We start from the raw sequence: 20,120 nt of genomic DNA on the forward strand, positions 1-20,120 counted from the left end.
AAAAGTCTGAAAGTTCGTTACGAAACTTTGCGTTATTCATCTTAATTGAACCGCCGTATACGGAACCGTACGTACGGTGGTGTGAGAGGTCGGGAGTTAATCACTCCCTCCTACTCGATTATCTTTCAAACTTTATATAAAAGAGGTGGTAATCAATTTACTCTTACATTTGATTCCTTATAATATTTGTTTAAAGTCATCAGCGCACTGCCAATTCTTTCATCCTGGGGAACTAGCATTCTATTGACTCCTTGCTCTTTCAATGCATTACCTGTTACTTTCCCTATTGGGAGTGCAATTACATTATTTTCAAATGCGCTTAGTAGTTCATATTTTAAATTGCGTTGTTTTGCATATTTGAATAAAAACTGAACTTGTTGAATACTTGTAAAACTTACTGCATCTAGTTTTTTGTTAATCACTTCATTCAATAGTTGTTCTAAAACATCTTTGTCGGGTGAGATATGTTGATATGGAATAATTTCTTGGTAATTTGCTTCTTGCACCTTGAGCCAATTGATTAATTCAACTGAAGGAGCTCCATATAATTGGACCGCAACGGATTGATTTTTCAAATTATGCCCGGCAAATGCTCGAATTAGTCCAGCAATACTCCCATCATCATCCCGTACTATAGGTGTTAATCCTCTACTTTTCAAGGAATTCATCGCTTTATAGCCTCGTACTGCTATGTTCATATTAGAAAGTGCTAATTGCAGATCCTGTTCATAGTCCATTTCGTTTGCAATCTCAAATAATTTTTCTATTCCAATACCAGTTGTAAAAATTATCCATTGAAAACTCCCGTTAATCATCTCCTTAATTTCAGTTCCGATAAAGCTAGAATCGAAGAAAACTGTACCTTGGGCAGGACGATGTACGGCAGTTCCCCCAAGCTGTCGGATGATATTTACTTGTTCCTCGATTTTTCTTGTTCCTAATAATGCAATGCATTTATTATCTAATCCACCCATTTGAGCTCCTCCTTAATAATTGTTACCTCTATTTTAACAGAAATGAAGATAAAAGATGTTTTATGTTAGAAAAAATAACATAAATAACATTAAAAATTGCGAAAAGTTTGAAAAAACGACTAAAGTGAAACCGTTTACTTTAAAAAGACGAAAAAAGATGCTTTACAAATACATCTTATGTGATATTATCTGACATATGGAGTTTTGAATTTTCAGTCAATTTAAATTAGAGGGGGATTACGATGAGTAAAAAGCGATTAGTTCTTGTAGGCAATGGAATGGCAGGAGTAAAAACGATAGAAGAAGTGCTAGAAATCTCAAAAGATTTGTTTGATATTACGATTATTGGAGAAGAGCCATATCCAAATTACAATCGAATTTTATTATCAAAAGTACTACAGGGTGATACTACGGTAGAAGATATAACGTTAAACGACTGGTCTTGGTACAAAGACAATAATATTCAATTATATACAAATGAAAAAGCGGTTCAAATTGATATAGAGAAGCGAGTAGTAGTTACAAATACTGGGACATTGATCTCATACGACAAACTAATTTTAGCAACAGGATCAAGGCCTTTCATTTTGCCAATCCCAGGGACTGACAAAGAAGGCGTTACAACATTTCGCGACATAAAGGATACAGATGAAATGCTTGCAGCTTCCAAACTTTATCATAAAGCAGCGGTAATTGGTGGTGGTTTGTTAGGATTGGAAGCTGCAAGAGGGTTATTGAATTTAGGAATGGATGTTACGGTTGTGCATTTAGGGAGCAGTTTAATGGATCGACAGCTAGATGAAACGGCAGCAGCTTTATTAAAAGCAGAATTAGAAAATCAAGGGATGAAATTTTTACTTCAAAAAAATACAACTGAAATACTTGGTGATGAACGAGTTAAACGGTTAAAATTCTCAGATGGCGATGAGTTGGATTGTGATTTAGTCGTTATGTCGGTCGGTATATTACCTAATATCGAGCTAGCAAAAAATACCGGTCTAGCTGCAAATCGAGGAATTATTGTAAATGATTTTTTACAAACGAGCGAACCTAATATTTATGCAGTTGGCGAGTGTGCGGAACATCAAGGAATTGCTTATGGTTTAGTTGCTCCCCTTTTTGAACAAGCAAAAGTGCTTGCTAAAGATATTTGTGGACTCGAAACCGAACCGTATAAAGGGTCTATAGTATCTACTCAATTAAAAGTGTCGGGTGTTGAAGTTTTCTCTGCAGGTGAATTTATAGAAGATGGGAACAAAAAAGCTCTACGTGTATTTGATGAACAAGATGGTATTTATAAGAAAATGGTATTCTACGAAAAGAAATTGGTTGGGGCTGTGTTGTTTGGTGATAGTAGAGAAGGAAATCGTCTGTTTTCAATGATTAAAAAACGAGCAGATATTTCGGATACAGTAAAGGTGAGCTTGCTTCAGCCAGTTAGTGGAGAAACGGGTGAAAGTATTGTTTCTTCAATGGCTTCAGATGAAATCATTTGTGGTTGTAATGGAGTATCCAAAGGTAAAATCGTTCAAGCAATCCACGAACAAGGTTGTACATCGGTAGAAAGCATTAAAGCATGCACAAGTGCTTGTAGATCATGTGGCGGTTGTAAATCAATGATTTCAGAACTACTTGAAATAACACTCGGCGACAACTTTGATGCTAGCGCACATAAAGAGACGTTATGCGGCTGTACGACTTTATCTCGTGACGAAGTAGTTGAAGAGATTCGAGAGAAAAAGTTAATGCACACTCGAGAAGTAATGAACGTATTAGGATGGAAAACGAGTGATGGCTGCTCAAAATGCCGTCCCGCACTGAATTATTATTTAGGAATGATTCATCCGTTGGAATATGAAGATGAAAATGAGTCGCGATATGTAAATGAGCGTTTGCATGCAAATATACAAAAAGACGGATCGTTCGGAGTAGTACCACGTATGTATGGCGGTGTTACAAGTTCAGATCAATTACGAAAAATTGCAGACGTTGCTGATAAGTATAATGCGAAACTACTTAAAATTACAGGAGGTCAACGGATTGATATTTTCGGAATAGAAAAAGACGATTTACCAAAAGTTTGGGAAGAACTTGATATGCCTTCTGGGTACGCTTATGGAAAAACACTTCGTACTGTAAAAACATGTGTTGGTGAAACGTTCTGCCGCTTTGGTACACAAGATTCTATGAGTTTAGGAATTGCTTTGGAGAAGCGTTTAGAACGTGTTGGTTCTCCTCACAAATTCAAAATGGCAGTTTCAGCCTGTCCGCGTAATTGTGCTGAATCTGGGATTAAAGACTTTGGTGTTGTTGGTGTTGAAGGTGGCTTTGAAATGTATGTTGGCGGAAATGGTGGTACACATCTTCGTGCTGCGGACTTACTTGGCAAAGTAAAATCAGCTGAAGAAGTCATTGAATATGCATCAGCATACTTCCAATATTATCGTGAAACAGGCATTTATTTAGAACGAACTTCAAAATGGTTAGAGCGCATGGGCTTAGAAAATATTAAAGCAATTATTGAGGACCAAAAACAACGAAAAGAATTAAATGAGCGTTTGGAACTGGCTTTATCAGTTCAGGAAGATCCATGGAAAAAGATTATTCGAAGTGAAAAGTTAAAAAATGAACTGTTTGAAAGAGTAACAGTACAACAATAACAAATTGGAGGGAAAGCGATGAAACAAGTTGCAGAACGTGTAAAGCTAGTTAAAGTTGAGGATATTGCAAAGGATTTTGGAAAGACAGTTAGAATTGGTGAATTAGAAATCGCATTATTTCGTTTAAAAAACGGTGAGTTTTATGCGATTGAAAACCGCTGTCCGCATAGAGGCGGTGTACTAGTAGAAGGTTTAATTAGTGGTCAGCATGTCTTCTGTCCAATGCATGATTGGAAAATTGATATTACAACAGGAAAAGTACAAGAACCGGATCATGGATGTGTAAAAACCTTTGAAGTCGAAGTTGATGGCGATGATGTTTACTTACTTCTTCCTTAAACAGAACAGGAAGATAATCCCGAATATTTAAATGAACCCGTTTAGGAGGATGCACATATGTCATATGTAAAACCAAAGCAAGTAATAGAAAATATGATTCAGGCTGGAATTGACAAGGCGAAATTACCTGTTAAAGATATGGTAATTCGGGGAATTTTATCTGGTGCATTATTAGGGTTTGGAACCACATTAGCATTTACAGCTGAAATGCAAACAAAACTGGGGATAGTGGGGGCGCTTCTGTTTCCAACTGCCTTTGTCATTATTATTTTATTAGGACTTGAACTAGTTACAGGAAATTTTGCATTAATACCACTTGCTGTACTAGAGAAAAAAGCAACGGTAAAAGAAATGTTTAGTAATTGGTTTTGGGTTATTGTTGGCCATTTAATCGGAGGTTTTATTTACTCAATATTATTTGTTATTTCAATTACTAATTTTGGCGCTACTACAGACAGTGTTGTAGCCCAAAAGATCATTGCTGTAGCTGAAGCTAAAACGCTTCATTACCAAGCGCTAGGTGCTTCAGGGTTTATCGTTGTTTTTATAAAAGCAATCCTATGTAATTGGATGGTGACACTTGGTGCAGTTATGGCGATGACTTCACAATCGACTATTGGAAAAATTGCTGCCATGTGGCTGCCGATTTTAATCTTTTTTGCTCAAGGATTTGAACATGCTGTAGTGAATATGTTTGTGATTCCAGCAGGCATGCTGCTTGGTGCTAATGTTAATGTTTTTGACTGGTGGATATGGAATCAGATTCCGGTGCTATTTGGAAATATTGTTGGGGGACTTATTTTTACAGGTTTAGCACTATATTCAACGTATCAAACATTACCAAAGAACCAACTAGAGCTTGCAAAACTAAAGCATAAAAATAATATAAGCGAAGTGGAGGGTGTCTAGTATGGGAATCGTTTATATTGTTGGTGCTGGTCCTGGAGATATAGATCTCATTACGATGAAAGGGCTAAAATGTATTGAGCAAGCAGATATTCTTTTATATGATCGCTTAGTTAATAAGGAACTGTTGAAATATGCAAAACCAGGAGCCGAATTAATTTCATGTGGGAAGCTGCCGAACTGTCATACGATGCAGCAAAATACGATTAATCTTGAGTTAGTTAAGTACGCAAAGCAAGGTAAAATTGTTACTCGCTTAAAAGGTGGAGATCCATTTATTTTCGGACGCGGTGGAGAAGAAGCTGCTGCATGCCAGGAGGCCGGAGTTCCTTTTGAATTAGTACCGGGAATCACTTCTGGCATTGCGGCTCCGGCTTATGCAGGAATCCCTATTACCCATCGAGATTATAGTTCATCCTTTGCTATGATTACTGGACACCGAAAGGAAGGGTTAGAGGATAATACGGATTGGGAGTCTTTAGCTAAAGGTATAGATACATTAGTAATCTATATGGGAATAAAAAATTTGAAATATATTACACAACAACTAATCACTTCTGGAAAAAGTAAAAACACACCTGTCGCTCTTATTCATTATGGAACGACAATAAATCAACGTACTATTACTGCTACTTTAGAGACAATTTATGAAGCGGCCGAACATGAACAAGTGAAAAACCCGAGTATAATTATCATCGGAGAGGTAGTTCGTCTAAGGGAACAGTTAAAGTGGTTTGAACAAGACAAAGATTTACTTGCAGCAGGTGGAATGTAATGGAGGCGGTACTTTATATTTGCCATGGCAGCCGCATTAAAAGTGCGGTTTCTCAGGCGATTGAATTTGTTGAAAGTTGTAAAAGCTTAAGAAATGAACCAATTCAGCAATATTGTTTTTTAGAACTATCACAACCAACAATAGCTCAAGCACTTGAGAAATGTGTGGCTCTTGGAGCAACACAAATTCGTGCAATCCCAGTTCTACTATTAACAGCTGCTCATGCAAAGATCGATATTCCGTTAGAGTTAGAAAAAGCAATGCAATACTATCCGCAAGTAAAGTTGCAATTAGGTAAACCAATTGGGGTAAACAATGAATTAACAAATCTTTTATATGAAAGAATTCAGCAAACATATCAACCGATTACTGCAAATTCTAAAATACTGCTGGTAGGGAGAGGTTCTTCTGATTTAGATGTGAAAAGGGATTTATCACTCATTGGAAAGCTATTAGAACAAAAAATAAATCACCCTGTTCATATTTGTTTTTTGACAGGGTGTAAACCTTATTTCAGAGAACTAATCGCGGAACTTAACGATTCAGAAATAGACCGTATATTTATAGTTCCTTATTTTTTATTTACGGGCTTATTAATAAACGGAATAAGAAAAACTGTTAAAGAATACTCACAAAAAAATAATACCAAATATGTTCTTTGCGATTATTTAGGAAATGCATCGGTTGTAGTACATGCACTAAATAATCGAATTAACGAAATTAGTTTTAATAAAGTATTGTCATAGAGCTGGTTTTTGATTTCTATTGTAAGGTTTATATAAATGCGGAGTAGAAGCTAAAATGCTTTTTCTCCGTATTTTTTGTCAATAACTACTTTGTTTAATTATTGGGGGTCTTAAAATGGAATCAATTAGTTTTTTGAAAAATGTAGAAAAAAATGTAATATTCGAAGAAAAATGAGAAAAAATAGAATTTGTCTATTGTGTGAACTTTTTTCATACTCTATAATAAAGACAAATAGTTCGATTTTGGGGAGGGGTTAAGATGTTCAAGTTTTTTACAAACATTTCTATAGTGCTTTGTATTTTAGGTATCATTCTTTTCACTTCAAGCTTTTTTGTAAACGTTTCCATGTGGTATGGAGTTGAAATAATTAAAGCTGCGGGGTGCCTATTCATCTTTGGTCTCTTTATACGCTTAACCGACAAAAATTTAGTGAATTCCAGTAATAATTTAAACAACTTTTAATAAAAAGAAAAAGCTTGAGAGGTTACTCTCAAGCTTTTTTGTTACTACATATCCCAAATCAGTATCAATAATGAACCGAATACAGTTACAACTGCGATAATGACACCGTAAAGGATATTTGTATATATCGCTGTACCTTCTTTTGATTCACCGGCATGCATGAATACAACAAGCTGTAAAAATGCTTGTATAAAAGCGGTAACTAACAAGATTGTCATACCGACTGCGAATGACATATCTGTGTAGTAAACTAACAGGGCAATAACAGTTAGAATTAATGAAAAGACAAAGCCCATCACCTGTTTAGCAGGAAATAATTCTTTCATATTACATCATTCCTTTCAGATAGATGAAGCTAAAGATAAAGATCCAAACTACATCTAAGAAATGCCAGTAAAGAGAGAAGATAAATGCTTTATTCGCTGTTTGTGGCGTTAACCCACGTTTAATTACCTGGATGATAATAAATGTTCCCCAGAATAAACCTAGTGTAACGTGGCCACCGTGTGTTCCTAATGTTGTCATTAGGGCAGCTGTAAAGGCACTTGTTTGATAAGTTGCACCAACATGGTAGTAGTGCATGAATTCAAAAACCTCTACTCCAAGGAAAACTAACCCAAGAAGAAGGGTAATCGCAAAGAAAGAAACCATCGCATTTTTACGACCAAGTCTCATTGCATGAATCCCTAGACCAATTGTAAAACTACTTGTTAAAAGCACGAATGTTTCAATAAGAACAGGCGTGATTTCAAAAATTTCCGCTGGAGTTGGTCCACTACCTGTACGGTGTGATAGCGTGAAATATGCTGTAAAAAGTGTTGCAAACAGCATAATTTCGGCCCCAAGGAAAATCCAAAAACCTAAAATATTTAACTGATTTTGATCAGTACTATACTCGAGTGGTTGTGCGTGGTCGATCTTCACTGTTTAGCACCTCCCCATATTTTGCTTCTGTTTCTTTAATTTCTTTCACATGAATATGGTATCCGTGATCTTGTTCGAACGAACGAAGAGTCATACATACGAAAACGCCGATTAAAGCGATTACTGCTGGAACCCATAACGCAAAGACAAATGAGAATCCTACGATGAAGAAAATAATACCCATTACGAACGGTACTCCGCTCTTATTTGGCATATGGATGTCTTCAATTTCACCTTTAAATAATGCATGACCATTTTTCTTTGAATCCCAGAAAGTTTGGCTTGAGCTAATTTGTGGAACTCTAGCAAAATTGTATTCTGGTACTGGTGTATGAGTAGCCCATTCTAATGAGCGAGCATCCCAAGGGTCACTACCAATATTTCTTGGTGAATTTTTGAAACTATAGTAAATGTTATAGACGATTGTAACAAAACCAATGGCCATTAATGCTGCACCGACAAACGACACCATGTTTAATGGTCCAAATCCAGTTGCTTCAGAATAAGTGTACATACGACGTGCTTGACCGTCTAAACCAGTGATATACATTGGGAAGAAGGCAAGTACAAAACCTACAGTAAGTAACCAGAAAGTTAATTTACCAATTTTTTCATTTAATATAAAACCAAAGAATTTTGGCCAATAATAAGTTAAACCAGCTAGCATCGCAAATACGACACCAGGAATAATTGTGTTGTGGAAGTGAGCTACCAAGAACATTGTATTATGGTATTGGTAGTCAGCTGCTGACATCGCAAGCATTACCCCAGTAACCCCACCAATTGTGAAGAGTGGGATGAAGCCGATTGAGTAAAGCATAGGAACAGTAAAGCGGATTTTCCCTTTCCACATTGTAAATAACCAGTTAAAGATTTTAACCCCTGTTGGAACAGCAATCGCCATTGTTGTAATAGAGAAGATACTGTTTGTAAGGGCACCTTGACCCATTGTAAAGAAGTGGTGTGTCCATACTAAGAATGATAGTAGGGAAATAAGCACCATCGACCAAACCATGGATTTATAACCATAAAGGTTACGGCCTGAGAATGTTGAGATAATTTCACTGTAAAGACCGAATGCAGGCAAGATTAAAATGTATACCTCTGGATGTCCCCAAACCCAGAAGAAGTTTGCCCAAAGCATATCCATACCGCCGTTAGCAGTAGTAAAGAAATTTGCACCAAATAATCTGTCAGCTGTACCCATTAATAGGGCAACAGTTAATACTGGGAACGCAAATACAACAATAATGTTCGCAATGAAAGCTGACCAAGTAAACATTGGCATTTTCATTAATGTCATACCAGGTGCACGCATTTTTAAAATAGTCGTACAGAAGTTAATACCTGTCATTAATGAACCGATACCTGAAATTTGAATAGCTAACATGTAGTAGTTCGTTCCGACTGATGTGCTGAAATCATTCCCTGCAAGTGGGAAATACGATGTCCAACCTGCATCAGGAGAACCACCAATTACGAATGAAATGTTAAATAGCATAGCTCCGGCAAAGAATAGCCAAAAGCTTAGTGCGTTTAGGCGTGGGAATGCTACGTCACGCGCCCCGATTTGTAAAGGAACAATTAAGTTCATGAAAGCAAAGATAAATGGCATTGCCATGAACAGGATCATAACAACCCCGTGTGTTGTAAAGATTTCATTATAGTGTTGTGCATCTAATAATTTAGCTTCCGGCGTAGCAAGCTGTGCACGCATCATAATTGCGTCTGCGCCACCACGGAAAAGCATAAGTAGGGCAGAGATTAAGTACATAATCCCGATTTTTTTATGGTCGACAGTTGTAAACCATTCATGCCATAAATAGCCCCATTTTTTGAAGTATGTTAAGCCAACAACAATTGCGATACTAACTAGCGCAATAGCAACCATTGAGGCATAAATAGCTGGACTTGGATGAGGTATGGCAAATCGTTGAAAGAATTCCATCCTTTTTTCTCCTTTCAAGAGTAAAAGCTAGTTTATTAAACTAGTTTATTTCTTTTAGATTTAATGACTACTGTGGTCAGTATGTTCTGCATGACCTTCATGTTGTGAATGATCATGTGTTTCTGATTCAGAATCTACTTCTGTATCAGATTCTGCATGGTGCTCGTGTTCTGGAGCAGGACTAAATTCTAGATGTGTACCAGTGAATGTCATTTGTCCAAGATGACCTGGTTCTAATAATTTTTCAAATTCGTTTTCTGTAATTGGTTCTGCAGTTTCGTGAACTTCTTCAACCCATTCATCAAAATCAGCTTGTGACATTGCTGTTACATTGAATGTGTTTTCTGCAAAACCTTTACCGCTAAAGTTAGCATTTCGACCCATATATTCACCCGGCTCATCAGCTGCTAAATGTAAAGTAGTTACCATGTCCGCCATAGCGTACTTTTGTCCACCAAGTTGTGGAATCCAGAAACTTGTGATTGGTCCATATGAGTATAGTTTAAATTCAAGTGGACGATCAGTTGGAATATACAAGTAGTTCACTGTTTCGATACCTTCTTCAGGATAGCTAAAATGCCACTTCCAATCTGATGAAGAAGCGTATACTACTAACGGTTCTTGATCTTCATACCCTACTGGGGCAGATTCAACAATATAGTTACTTTTTACAGATACAAATGATAGGTAAGCAACAATTAATACAGGAACACCTACACAAATTGCTTCTACAATATGATTTCCCTCAATATGAGGTGGTTCGTAGTCATCACTTTGATTTGAAGCTCGATACTTAATTAATACATAGGCTAAAATTGCCATGACTACGACTACAATAACTGCCATAATGCCAATGGATAACATAATGTCACTTGCTTGTCTTTCAGCTTGTGGTCCTTTTGGGTCTAATACTAATAGAGGCTCACAGCCAGAAAGTAAAAGAACAAGTGCCATCATGGACGTTAAAAATGCCCATTTTTTTTTCATCTAGATTTTCACCTTCCCTTATTTGTTGAAAGAACATTACTTGTTTTTCGTCCGTTCAACAATATAACTCTATTTTAATCATTAGTATAGTAAAAACATTATTTGTGAATTAGATTTCACAAAAGGTTTATAAGTTATTCAAAAGTTATTCACGAAAGGTTCACGAAATAGCAATAATTAGTAAGTTGAGGGGATATGTGGATTAAAATTTTCTGCTTAAATAAAAAGGGGTGAACGATTAAATACTATTTAGTCAAAATGAATTTATTATATTAGTAAAAAATATTTGTGGTTAGAAATATTTGTTATAAACGATGGAAAGTTGAGTTTGTTCGAGAAGTAACATTGGAGGATAAATTTTTTTTCGAGCATATTTTTCTAGGAAGTATGGAGAGTATCAATACTCTTTATCATAACAACTATATTAATGAAAACACTTTATTTTCTTTCATCCATCAGTTTATAACTTCATAAAGGTGTGTAACTGAAAATTCACAATTAAAATGAATGTTAGTTGTTGACAACATTGAATATGTAAAAAACATAAAGAAAAGGAGATAGGAATGACAAATAGTTTCAGCCTAATCAATTAAAAAATCGGCAATTTGTTAACCTTAATCTGGCTCGACCTTAAAAATAACTTCATCTAAATATGCTTTTCCCTCTTCAAACTCATAATCGAATATTTAGTTCGGTGGTTGAATACAATAAATAGTCTTGAAAATAATAACTTTTGCTGCATTTTATAATAGAGATAGAAAATTTAATTTACATGCAGAAGGCAGGGTCATTTCAACAGTTGTCCTTTCAATTAATTTACAAGAATTATTAGTTGATTTTTTTCTCATTTCTCCGGCAAGCTTGACAACTCTATTCTTCCCATCATTAAAATTGGTCACTGGATTCAAGAAATGTTCGAGAAATTAAAATCAACATAGCGTATTAAGTGATTGGAGTGGAATATTATGGTGGTAAAAGCTAGTTTTCTCATCATAATAATGTTGTCATTGTTATTAAGTTCTGTTTTTCGAAAACAATTTAAAGAAAGTCATATTTTAAATTGTTTAGCCATGTTAGTGGCCATGACAAAAAGTACGCTCATTGGGTTAATTGTAGCCATTTGGATTCCAGATATCGTTTTTTCAACGATTATTGCAATGTTATTGAGTATCATTTTTGTCAGTTTAGTAACCTATCAACTATCAATAAAGGTTTTTGTAGAAAGCTTAAGTGCTTTATTTATGGGTTCCATGATGGGAACAATGCTTAGTCTAATGACAACTAAATATGAACTTGTCTGTATTTTATTTTTCACATTATTATATATCATCAGTACAATTACAGCAGCCGCATTATTGAATAAAGAAAAATATCAAAAACTCCTTAAAGCAATTCCTATTAAAGTTGTGATTATCTCTATTTTTGCTGTCCTGTTGCTTGTTATATCTACGTTTTTAGATACTGTTTTATTTAATGAGATCGAATCAGAAAGTGATATAAACCATGATCACCATAACCATGAATAGAGAATTGATTAATGCATGGGGCAAACGCTTTATGCATTTTTATTTTTTAATCAATTTTTCGATTGCAAGCATAATAGAACGTTAAATCGTCCACATTAGAATTGACGGAGGTGAAATGTTTTGAACAATAAAAAGAAAAATAATGTTGATCGTGAAGAATACGGGCATGGGTTTGATTTAAACCCGGATGACTTCGACGTAATCGGACAAAATGATCAAGCAAAAAAACAAAACCAAAATGAAAATAAAGACAAGCCTGATAATAAACATAATCCTTCAAGATTAAACGAATAAATGATGCAAAGTATTTAGTATAGAAACTTTTGTTTTTATACTGAATACTTTTTTTATTTTCCTCGACAAAAAGTTCTAAATTCCTTTTGTTTTTCTTAAAGTATAATGAGACAAACTTGAGGGAGAGGGTACATGCTTATTGATGGTGTGTTTTCTGGCGGCGGAATAAAAGGCTTTGCTTATGTAGGAGCACTTCAAGTGTTTGAAGAAAAGGGCTACCGTTTCAAACGAGTAGCAGGAACAAGTGCAGGTGCAATTCTAGCTTGTTTTATAGCTGCAGGTCATAGTGCCAAGGAAATAGAAGACATACTTGATGAACTTGATTTAAAATCATTGCTTGATCCTCCAAATTTGGCACGTACTCTTCCATTTTTAAAATGGGTAAATTTATATTTTCGACTTGGTTTATATAAGGGGAAAGTGTTAGAAAAGTGGTTTTATAAAAAATTAGCTGTCAAAGGCATATACACGTTTAATGATTTACCTAAAGGATCATTAAAACTTGTTGCATCGGATTTAACGAATGGTCGAATGATTGTTATTCCTGATGATTTAGCATCATACGGCATTAATTGGAGAACATTTTCCGTTGCCAAAGCATTGCGTATGAGCTGTGGAATTCCATTTTTCTTTGAACCTATAAAATTAAAGGGAAGAGATGGTGAAAATATTATCGTCGATGGGGGAGTCCTAAGTAATTTTCCGTTATGGATTTTTGAAAATGGTCATAAAGAAAGACCTTTAATTGGATTAAGTCTAAATAATCCACGAGAAGATATGGAGCCGCAAAAAATTTATAATGGACTTAACTTATTTGAGGCTCTTTTTATTACGATGAAAAATGCTCATGATAAGCGTTATATTTCTCGAAAACATGAAAAGAATATCGTTTTCATTCCCGTCGAGGATTATAGTGCGACACAATTTGGTATAGATGAAGAAACTAAGAAAAAATTAATGCAAATTGGTAGAGAACGTACAGTTAAATTTTTAGAAACATGGAATCCACCTTAAAAAAGAATGGATAGAAAAACAGAGCTGTTTAGAGTAGTAAATCTAAGCAGCTTTATTATTTTTATATACTTCACTCCAGACCATTAGAGTTATTAAGGAAATAAACAAAATCCACCGAAAAATAATAATTCGTAATTAATGGCTGTTAAATATATGGAAATATTTGTTATTATATTTTTATAGTTAGAAATAGGTAAAGGGAATAAAAAATATTGAAGGAGGATAATCGGGTGAAGAATAATTTCTTTATCTATGTAAATCTTACAGAAACAAATGTCGACTTTCAAAATTATAAATATTGGTTTTTTTTGATTGACTACTTCATTAAATTTGCAGATTTTATAGAATTTCACATATGGAATGAAGAAGTTGAAATTATTGAAGAGTTAAGTTTGAAAACAAATCTTGAAAAAGTTAGTTTACATCCTATGAAAATGGTCTGTTTTCAAGGAGAGGTAAATCAACAATTAATTAACTTCATATTAAATGAAAGTTTAAATGAGCATGGAGAAATAAAATGGTTTTCAATATTTCTGAAAAAGAAAGATAATATCTTCTTTGGATCGTCTCATTGGGGTTCAGAAATAAATATTGAAGACCCTAATGAACAGGAAATTACATTGATTAAAAGTAAGATGCCGGCAAATGCGAGTTTTCATCATTTTAATGAAAAACAGAGTGAATAAAAATCACTCTGTTTTTTTATGAATAATTATATTATGTTATTGTACTAGCATTTGCTTAATAAGCTGACGATTTTTTTCTTGGAATTTCTCGTTGTGGGAGGATACCATACCAATTTTGTCAGCAGTAGGCTCAATATAAGTTTTAGCACTGTTTACGGCGTTTACCGCATCTTGAAAAGCACCTACTAATAAATTAACTTTACCCTCATAAGAAAGGATGTCTCCTGCAGCAAAAATTCCTTCTTGTGATGTTTTTCCTGTTGCAGTGCCTTCATAATAATAATTGTCTTTTAATTTTAAAGCAGAATTATTTGCAAATTCTAATGAAGCATCGCGATTATATCCATGGCTTACAATGATATGGTCTATCCCATGAAGCAATGTTTGGTCTGTATCATGTTTTTTTAGTACGACTTGCTTTACTTTTGTTTTTTCTTTATTTGCAATAAGTCTTTCAATTGTTGTGTTTAACAAGAACGTAACTTTTTTGCTTTCTTGTAGGCGTACAACCTGTGCTTCATGTGCAGATAATTGATCTTTGCGGTAGGCTACGATGATTTCTTCCGCAATATCTAATAATTCAACAGCCCAATCAATTGCACCATTACCGCCGCCGGAAACTAATACACGTTTGTTATGGAATGGTTTAAGGGATTGTACTGTGTAATGTAAATTGGTCATTTCATATTTTTCAGCGCCCTCGATTTCTAATTTTTGAGGGTTAATAATTCCGCCGCCGTTTGCCATAATAATTGATTTTGAGTAGTGTTTTGATCCATCGTTTGTCGTAATGACAAACACATTGTTCGAATCTTTTTCAATGAAGTCAACTTTTGTGTTAGTTAATATTGTCGGGTGGAATGTTTTTGCCTGGTTAATTAACTGTTCAGCAAACTTATGTGCCAAAATAGGTGGTTGGCCGCCAGCATCCCAAATCATTTTTTCCGGATATAGTAAAACCTTTCCACCTAATTGGGCTTGGGATTCAATTAATTTTGTTTTCATATTTCGTAAACCACTATAAAAAGTAGAGTATAATCCCGCAGGTCCTCCACCGATAATCGTAACATCAAATAATTCTGACATCCTATTCTCTCCATTCAAAGGATTCGTTTTATTAAAATATATATAAATTTAAATTAAACTTTTCTGTTAATAATTATAACTTAATTGAAAATGATTATCAATATTGAATGGACATTAAACAGAAAAACTTGGACTTAATTACTTATGGTGTTTTTCATTTAAAAAGTTTTCTAAAATCTATACTTAAGTTATTCGCTTAGCCTTTCATGGCACAAAAGGGGCCAACTAAAACCATAATCCTTATAAAAAGTAGAAAAAATGAGTTCTATCTTGTCCATTTTTTCTTACACTAGAATATAGAAAAGATTTGAGGTGGAAGCTTTGACAAGAAAATTAGGATTCATATCCATATTATTATTTATCATTTATGCTGTTGGAATGTACTATTACATATTTCATGGGAATTCAGGCGGGATACCTGATGTATTGAAAGGAACAGTGGCAGATCCAGAGACATTTATGACTGAGAGGGAATTGTTGCTAAGTGAAGAATATTCCAAAATAAAGAACTTTATATTCTTTGTTGCAACACCTTTAGAATGGGTTTTGTATATTTTTATTTTACTTACAGGTCTTTCTCGCATATTTGAAAAATGGGCTGATTTTGGAGTGAAATGGAAAGTCTTTAAAAACGGTGCTTATGTATTCTTATTATATTTATTTACAGCCTTAGCTTTTTACCCATTGGACTTTTACCGATACTATTTAAGTAAAAATTATGGAATTAATACGCAAAATTTTTCATCTTGGATGAGGGATTATGTAATTGATTTTTGGATTAATTTTGGTACAACCTTAATTATTGTCATCGTTCTTTATTGGCTAATTCAAAAAAGTGTGAAAAGATGGTGGATTTATGCATGGCTTTTGACCATTCCATTCGCTATTTTTATGATGTATATTCAACCTATTGTAATAGATCCGCTTTATAATGATTTTTATCCTTTAAAAGATAAAGAACTTGAGGAAAAAATAATATCTTTAGCAGAACGGGCAAATATACCTTCTGATCATGTGTTTGAGGTCAATATGGCAGAGAAAACAAACGCATTAAATGCCTATGTAACGGGAATAGGAGAAAATTCAAGAATTGTTTTATGGGATACAACATTAAATAGTTTAACAGATGAAGAGATATTATTCATAATGGCACATGAAATGGGGCATTATGTCGAGAAGCATATTTATATTGGTATAGCCTTATATATTGTTTCCATGCTGGTTGGTCTATGGTTAATAGCAAAGTTGATGCCTTGGCTGATATCTAGATTTGGAACAGTATTGAAGATTAATAAAATGAAGGATATTCATTCGTTGCCTTTACTATTGTTAATAGTATCCTTTCTTTTATTCTTTTCAAATCCGATTTCAAATTATATATCAAGATATCAAGAAACAAGAGCCGACCATTATGCAATGCAATTAATGAATAATCCGGAAGCAGCAGTTAGTACATTTCAAAATCTTTCAAAGTCAGGATTGAGCGAAGTAAATCCACCCCTTCTAGTAAAACTGTTCCGTTTTTCTCATCCACCTATGCTGGAGCGGATAAATAAGGTAGCGGAATTTTTAGAGGAAGAACAATAAAGAGAAGTGTCATGCTAGTGATGATTTGATCATTGCTAGCTTTTTTCGTGAATTTCGTTGTCAAAATAAAATAATCTAACCTTTTATAAAAACTAAACTTTAAAACGAGTAAAAATTATATGACAAAACTAAAGATGAGGAATAGGAGATATTTGTTTATTGAATTAAGAAAAAAAGGAAATATACAAAAATAAATATTTATCTGCATGGAAATAAGAGATTTTTGTAAAAATTCATTAATATTATTTTCCGAATACTTCGTTTTCTCAAACGATTTTATGTTATATTATTATTTAAAAAAATAAAAAGATATAGGTAAACTTATATTTATCAATCAGTAAAAGGTACGGATTTAAAATTCCTATAACTTTGACTGCTTTTTATGAAGAAGGAGTAATAAGCATGACAAAACAATTAACAGCGCCATTTCGCTATGACCATGTAGGTAGTTTCTTAAGACCAAAAGCTTTAAAAGAAGCTCGTACAAAATTTCAAAATAATGAAATTACATATGATGAGTTAAAAAAAGTTGAGGATGAAGAGATTATTCGTCTTATCGCCAAAGAAAAAGAAGCGGGTGTTTTAGCTATTACAGATGGAGAATTTCGCCGTAGCTGGTGGCACTTTGACTTCTTAGGCGGTTTAGAGGGAATGGAGTATTATGAAAAAGAGCGTGGTTTGGATTTTCATAACCTTGAAACTCGCAAGGAAGGGGTTCGTGTTGTAGGGAAAATTGATTTTGGCAGCCATCCTTTTTTAGATCATTTTAAATTTATTCGTGAGCATGCTGGAGATTCAACGGTGAAATTTACAATTCCAAGTCCCAATATGCTTCATGCACGAGCGGATAAAAATCCAGAAATATATCCAGATGAAAAAGAATTAGTGGAAGATACAATTAAAGCTTACCAAAAAGCAATCCAAGCATTTTATGATGCAGGATGCCGCTATTTGCAGCTAGATGATACTTCATGGGCAAGCTTATTCTCTGAAGAATCACGTGCAAAATTAGTTGCTGAAGGGAAAGACCCGCAACAATTTTTAAATACATTACAATATGTAATTAATGAAACAACTAAAAATAAACCAGCAGATATGACAATTACAATGCATATTTGCCGCGGTAACTATAAGTCAACATTCTTCTCAAGCGGCGGCTATAATTATGCTGCTGAAGTTATTTTCGGTGGCTTAAATGTTGACGGTCTATTTTTAGAATTTGATGATGAACGCTCAGGCAGCTTTGAAGTTTTAAAACACGTTAATCGTCCGGATTTAAAAATCGTGTTAGGGTTAATTACATCTAAATTTGGCGAGCTTGAAAATAAAGAGGCTATCAAAGCTCGTATCCAAGAAGCCGCAAAATATGTATCTTTAAATCAGCTTTGTCTAAGTCCACAATGTGGGTTCTCTTCTACTGAAGATGGCAACATCTTAGAAGAAGAAAATCAATGGCAAAAACTTGCCCTTGTTAAAGAAATTGCTGAGGAAATTTGGGGATAATCGACTTAAACAAATGAGAAAGGGGCGTCCAGAAGTTTCTGGATAGCCCCTTATTTCAGTTTATCCTTAAAAGATTTCTGCCACAGTACTTTGTAAACTTCGATTTACCTGTTAAAATCTCATTAATTTAAATAAACTAATATCCAGCTCACTTTTACCATTCAATACTAATTGCGATAGTATTTCTCCAATAACACTCCCAAATTTAAATCCATGTCCTGAAAAACCGGCTGCAATATAGATATTGTCATGGAAAGGGTGGGAATCGATAATAAAATCTTCATCTGGTGTTTTTGAATAAAAACATGTTTTTCCATATTTTAGAGTGCCAACCTGATGCATAATCTTTTCATTAAATTGTACAAGTTCAGTTGCATCAGCTTCGTCAAATTCTCTAATAACATCATCTGGCGACACTTCATCTCCAGTATCATGGCGTCCTACCTTAAAGCCAGCACCATCAATACTAGGAAAACCGTAATATGAACTGTTTTCATCCTCATATGTAAATGCTGGAAAATGGCTTCCATAAACTGCTTCATCAGCATTAAACCAGGCGAAAGTTTTACGCAATGGTGTAATTGGCAATGTCAAATCAACTGATTTTAAAATGTCATTTACTCTAGCACCTGCAGAAATAATAATCGAATCAGCTATAAAAACTTCTTCCTCAGTATGTACAGATACTTTTTCACCAGGGACAATTTTGACAACTCTAGTATTTGTTTTTAAAGTTGCACCTTCACTTAATGCAGCTGTTTTATAGGCATCAATACAAGCCTCTACCCGCAACACCCCTGCAGAAGGTTCAAAACAACCAATAAAACCTTCAGGTAACATAATGCCGGGCCATTTTTTATTCACTTCTTGTGCACTATAAACATCTACTGAAAGATTAAAGTCTTTTGCACTTTCAATGACATTTTGTATAAACGAATGATCTTTTGAGCCAATATTTAAAACGCCGGTTTTTAAAAATAATTGTTTTCCACTAATCTTCTCTAATTCTTGCCATAAATCTAAAGCTCTTAAAGCCAATGGCACATAAGCTTTACCTTCACCATATGCAAAGCGGATAATACGTGTTTCTCCATGATGACTTCCTTGATCGTGAGGGGGATTAAATGCATCCAATAGCAACACGCTTTTTCCCTGTTTGGCTAAGAAATATCCAGCAGCCATCCCCATTGTACCAGCACCAATAATAATTGTGTCGTAGTGCATCAGCAACACCTCCTAATAATTTCTGATTATACCACCTTTTAAGTGTAGTAGATGACAGCTTCATAATAAAAAATAAGTTTTTCCAATTTTTGAAACGTGAAGACTATCGAATCCGTCTAAGGTGTAGATAAAAAATAAGGGGTGCATTTATGTGTTTGTAACTGATTTGTTGTCACAGGCTGACAATGCTTCAGATCTATTTGAAGAACTTATTGAAACACATGCTGAATCACTAATTCAAGTTGCCTACTCATATGTGAAAAATAAGCAAATGGCTGAGGACATCGTGCAAGATGTTTTTATTAAGGCTTTTGAGAAAAAAGAGCAATTTCGAGGGGATTCATCATATAAAACATATCACTAGTGTTGCATAAATAGTGTCATAATTTTCAGTTTACTCACCTTCCCTGTTTAGAGGCAAAAAAGTAAATACCCAATCAAAGGTGTCCCCATCCATTTGGAAATTTATTTACAATTA

The 20,120-nt window shown here is 34.4% G+C and carries 19 protein-coding genes; 12 read left to right on the forward strand and 7 right to left on the reverse strand.

Features of this window, described 5'->3' with window-relative positions; translation table 11 throughout:
* Window positions 1-152 precede the first annotated feature (152 nt).
* A complete protein-coding gene (locus tag EKG35_RS17085) occupies window positions 153-974 on the reverse strand; it encodes a uroporphyrinogen-III synthase (RefSeq protein ID WP_126295751.1) in 822 nt (273 codons plus the stop codon).
* Window positions 975-1,216: 242 nt separating this feature from the next.
* On the opposite strand from EKG35_RS17085, the gene nirB reads away from it, so the two are divergent.
* From nirB to EKG35_RS17110, 5 genes are read left to right on the forward strand one after another with little or no spacing between them, the layout of a single operon-like run.
* Entirely contained in the window at window positions 1,217-3,634 is a 2,418-nt protein-coding gene (nirB, locus tag EKG35_RS17090) for a nitrite reductase large subunit NirB (protein ID WP_126295752.1), read from the forward strand.
* An 18-nt stretch (window positions 3,635-3,652) separates the two neighbouring features.
* Entirely contained in the window at window positions 3,653-3,973 is a 321-nt protein-coding gene (gene nirD, locus EKG35_RS17095; protein ID WP_126295753.1) for a nitrite reductase small subunit NirD, read from the forward strand.
* Between the two features lie 57 nt (window positions 3,974-4,030).
* Window positions 4,031-4,882: a formate/nitrite transporter family protein gene (locus tag EKG35_RS17100; RefSeq protein ID WP_126295754.1), complete on the forward strand. Its 852-nt coding sequence runs from the start codon at window positions 4,031-4,033 to the stop codon at window positions 4,880-4,882.
* A gap of 1 nt (window position 4,883) precedes the next feature.
* A complete protein-coding gene (cobA, locus tag EKG35_RS17105) occupies window positions 4,884-5,654 on the forward strand; it encodes a uroporphyrinogen-III C-methyltransferase (protein WP_126295755.1) in 771 nt (256 codons plus the stop codon).
* Complete coding sequence (locus EKG35_RS17110) at window positions 5,654-6,400, forward strand: sirohydrochlorin chelatase (protein ID WP_126295756.1); 747 nt, start codon at window positions 5,654-5,656, stop codon at window positions 6,398-6,400. Before cobA ends, EKG35_RS17110 begins: the two co-directional genes overlap by 1 nt.
* 507 nt (window positions 6,401-6,907) lie before the next feature.
* Here EKG35_RS17110 and qoxD read toward each other — a convergent pair.
* Genes qoxD through qoxA form a run of 4 tightly spaced genes read right to left on the reverse strand, consistent with a single transcriptional unit; the run spans window position 6,908 to window position 10,722 of the window.
* Window positions 6,908-7,189, reverse strand: coding sequence for a cytochrome aa3 quinol oxidase subunit IV (gene qoxD / locus EKG35_RS17115; protein WP_126295757.1), 282 nt, complete (start codon window positions 7,187-7,189; stop codon window positions 6,908-6,910).
* Between the two features lies 1 nt (window position 7,190).
* Entirely contained in the window at window positions 7,191-7,787 is a 597-nt protein-coding gene (gene qoxC / locus EKG35_RS17120; protein WP_126295758.1) for a cytochrome aa3 quinol oxidase subunit III, read from the reverse strand.
* Entirely contained in the window at window positions 7,753-9,735 is a 1,983-nt protein-coding gene (qoxB, locus tag EKG35_RS17125) for a cytochrome aa3 quinol oxidase subunit I (protein WP_126295759.1), read from the reverse strand. The genes qoxC and qoxB overlap by 35 nt, the downstream gene beginning before the upstream one ends.
* Before the next feature lie 60 nt (window positions 9,736-9,795).
* Window positions 9,796-10,722 carry a cytochrome aa3 quinol oxidase subunit II gene (qoxA, locus tag EKG35_RS17130; RefSeq protein ID WP_126295760.1) on the reverse strand — a complete coding sequence of 309 codons (927 nt, stop codon included), beginning with the start codon at window positions 10,720-10,722 and terminating at the stop codon, window positions 9,796-9,798.
* Window positions 10,723-11,687: 965 nt separating this feature from the next.
* Here qoxA and EKG35_RS17135 point away from each other — a divergent pair.
* The 4 genes from EKG35_RS17135 to EKG35_RS17145 all read left to right on the forward strand — a co-directional run bounded on the left by EKG35_RS17135 (window position 11,688) and on the right by EKG35_RS17145 (window position 14,242).
* Window positions 11,688-12,248 (forward strand): hypothetical protein, encoded by a 561-nt coding sequence (locus EKG35_RS17135; RefSeq protein ID WP_126295761.1) that lies wholly within the window; start codon window positions 11,688-11,690, stop codon window positions 12,246-12,248.
* 120 nt (window positions 12,249-12,368) lie between these two features.
* On the forward strand, window positions 12,369-12,542 hold the full coding sequence (locus EKG35_RS21065; RefSeq protein WP_185807804.1) for a hypothetical protein: 174 nt from the start codon (window positions 12,369-12,371) through the stop codon (window positions 12,540-12,542).
* A gap of 132 nt (window positions 12,543-12,674) precedes the next feature.
* The gene (locus tag EKG35_RS17140) at window positions 12,675-13,556 is read left to right on the forward strand and encodes a patatin-like phospholipase family protein (protein WP_126295762.1); all 882 of its coding nucleotides are present in this window, start codon (window positions 12,675-12,677) and stop codon (window positions 13,554-13,556) included.
* Between the two features lie 230 nt (window positions 13,557-13,786).
* On the forward strand, window positions 13,787-14,242 hold the full coding sequence (locus EKG35_RS17145) for a hypothetical protein (protein ID WP_126295763.1): 456 nt from the start codon (window positions 13,787-13,789) through the stop codon (window positions 14,240-14,242).
* A 36-nt stretch (window positions 14,243-14,278) separates the two neighbouring features.
* On the opposite strand, the gene EKG35_RS17150 is transcribed toward EKG35_RS17145, so the two are convergent.
* Window positions 14,279-15,328, reverse strand: a complete 1,050-nt coding sequence (locus EKG35_RS17150; protein ID WP_126295764.1) for an NAD(P)/FAD-dependent oxidoreductase — start codon at window positions 15,326-15,328, stop codon at window positions 14,279-14,281.
* A 321-nt stretch (window positions 15,329-15,649) separates the two neighbouring features.
* On the opposite strand from EKG35_RS17150, the gene EKG35_RS17155 reads away from it, so the two are divergent.
* Together EKG35_RS17155 and EKG35_RS17160 are read left to right on the forward strand one after the other, a co-directional pair.
* Window positions 15,650-16,915, forward strand: coding sequence for a M48 family metallopeptidase (locus EKG35_RS17155; RefSeq protein ID WP_126295765.1), 1,266 nt, complete (start codon window positions 15,650-15,652; stop codon window positions 16,913-16,915).
* Window positions 16,916-17,317: 402 nt separating this feature from the next.
* Window positions 17,318-18,418 carry a 5-methyltetrahydropteroyltriglutamate--homocysteine S-methyltransferase gene (locus EKG35_RS17160; RefSeq protein WP_126295766.1) on the forward strand — a complete coding sequence of 367 codons (1,101 nt, stop codon included), beginning with the start codon at window positions 17,318-17,320 and terminating at the stop codon, window positions 18,416-18,418.
* A 111-nt stretch (window positions 18,419-18,529) separates the two neighbouring features.
* Here the strand turns inward: EKG35_RS17160 and solA are convergent, their stop codons facing one another.
* Window positions 18,530-19,642, reverse strand: coding sequence for an N-methyl-L-tryptophan oxidase (gene solA / locus EKG35_RS17165; protein WP_126295767.1), 1,113 nt, complete (start codon window positions 19,640-19,642; stop codon window positions 18,530-18,532).
* Between the two features lie 151 nt (window positions 19,643-19,793).
* On the opposite strand from solA, the gene EKG35_RS17170 reads away from it, so the two are divergent.
* Window positions 19,794-20,006: an RNA polymerase sigma factor gene (locus tag EKG35_RS17170; RefSeq protein ID WP_246020452.1), complete on the forward strand. Its 213-nt coding sequence runs from the start codon at window positions 19,794-19,796 to the stop codon at window positions 20,004-20,006.
* Window positions 20,007-20,120 lie beyond the last annotated feature (114 nt).

This window comes from Lysinibacillus telephonicus (assembly GCF_003966145.1).
Classification (GTDB): Bacteria; Bacillota; Bacilli; order Bacillales_A; family Planococcaceae; genus Ureibacillus; species Ureibacillus telephonicus.

What these genes read in the sequence shown, in the direction of transcription:
- EKG35_RS17085 (WP_126295751.1), bottom strand. Translation starts at nt 974, where the DNA reads ATGGGTGGATTAGATAATAAATGCATTGCATTATTAGGAACAAGAAAA.
- nirB (WP_126295752.1), top strand. Translation starts at nt 1,217, where the DNA reads ATGAGTAAAAAGCGATTAGTTCTTGTAGGCAATGGAATGGCAGGAGTA.
- nirD (WP_126295753.1), top strand. Translation starts at nt 3,653, where the DNA reads ATGAAACAAGTTGCAGAACGTGTAAAGCTAGTTAAAGTTGAGGATATT.
- EKG35_RS17100 (WP_126295754.1), top strand. Translation starts at nt 4,031, where the DNA reads ATGTCATATGTAAAACCAAAGCAAGTAATAGAAAATATGATTCAGGCT.
- cobA (WP_126295755.1), top strand. Translation starts at nt 4,884, where the DNA reads ATGGGAATCGTTTATATTGTTGGTGCTGGTCCTGGAGATATAGATCTC.
- EKG35_RS17110 (WP_126295756.1), top strand. Translation starts at nt 5,654, where the DNA reads ATGGAGGCGGTACTTTATATTTGCCATGGCAGCCGCATTAAAAGTGCG.
- qoxD (WP_126295757.1), bottom strand. Translation starts at nt 7,189, where the DNA reads ATGAAAGAATTATTTCCTGCTAAACAGGTGATGGGCTTTGTCTTTTCA.
- qoxB (WP_126295759.1), bottom strand. Translation starts at nt 9,735, where the DNA reads ATGGAATTCTTTCAACGATTTGCCATACCTCATCCAAGTCCAGCTATT.
- qoxA (WP_126295760.1), bottom strand. Translation starts at nt 10,722, where the DNA reads ATGAAAAAAAAATGGGCATTTTTAACGTCCATGATGGCACTTGTTCTT.
- EKG35_RS17135 (WP_126295761.1), top strand. Translation starts at nt 11,688, where the DNA reads ATGGTGGTAAAAGCTAGTTTTCTCATCATAATAATGTTGTCATTGTTA.
- EKG35_RS17140 (WP_126295762.1), top strand. Translation starts at nt 12,675, where the DNA reads ATGCTTATTGATGGTGTGTTTTCTGGCGGCGGAATAAAAGGCTTTGCT.
- EKG35_RS17150 (WP_126295764.1), bottom strand. Translation starts at nt 15,328, where the DNA reads ATGTCAGAATTATTTGATGTTACGATTATCGGTGGAGGACCTGCGGGA.
- EKG35_RS17160 (WP_126295766.1), top strand. Translation starts at nt 17,318, where the DNA reads ATGACAAAACAATTAACAGCGCCATTTCGCTATGACCATGTAGGTAGT.
- solA (WP_126295767.1), bottom strand. Translation starts at nt 19,642, where the DNA reads ATGCACTACGACACAATTATTATTGGTGCTGGTACAATGGGGATGGCT.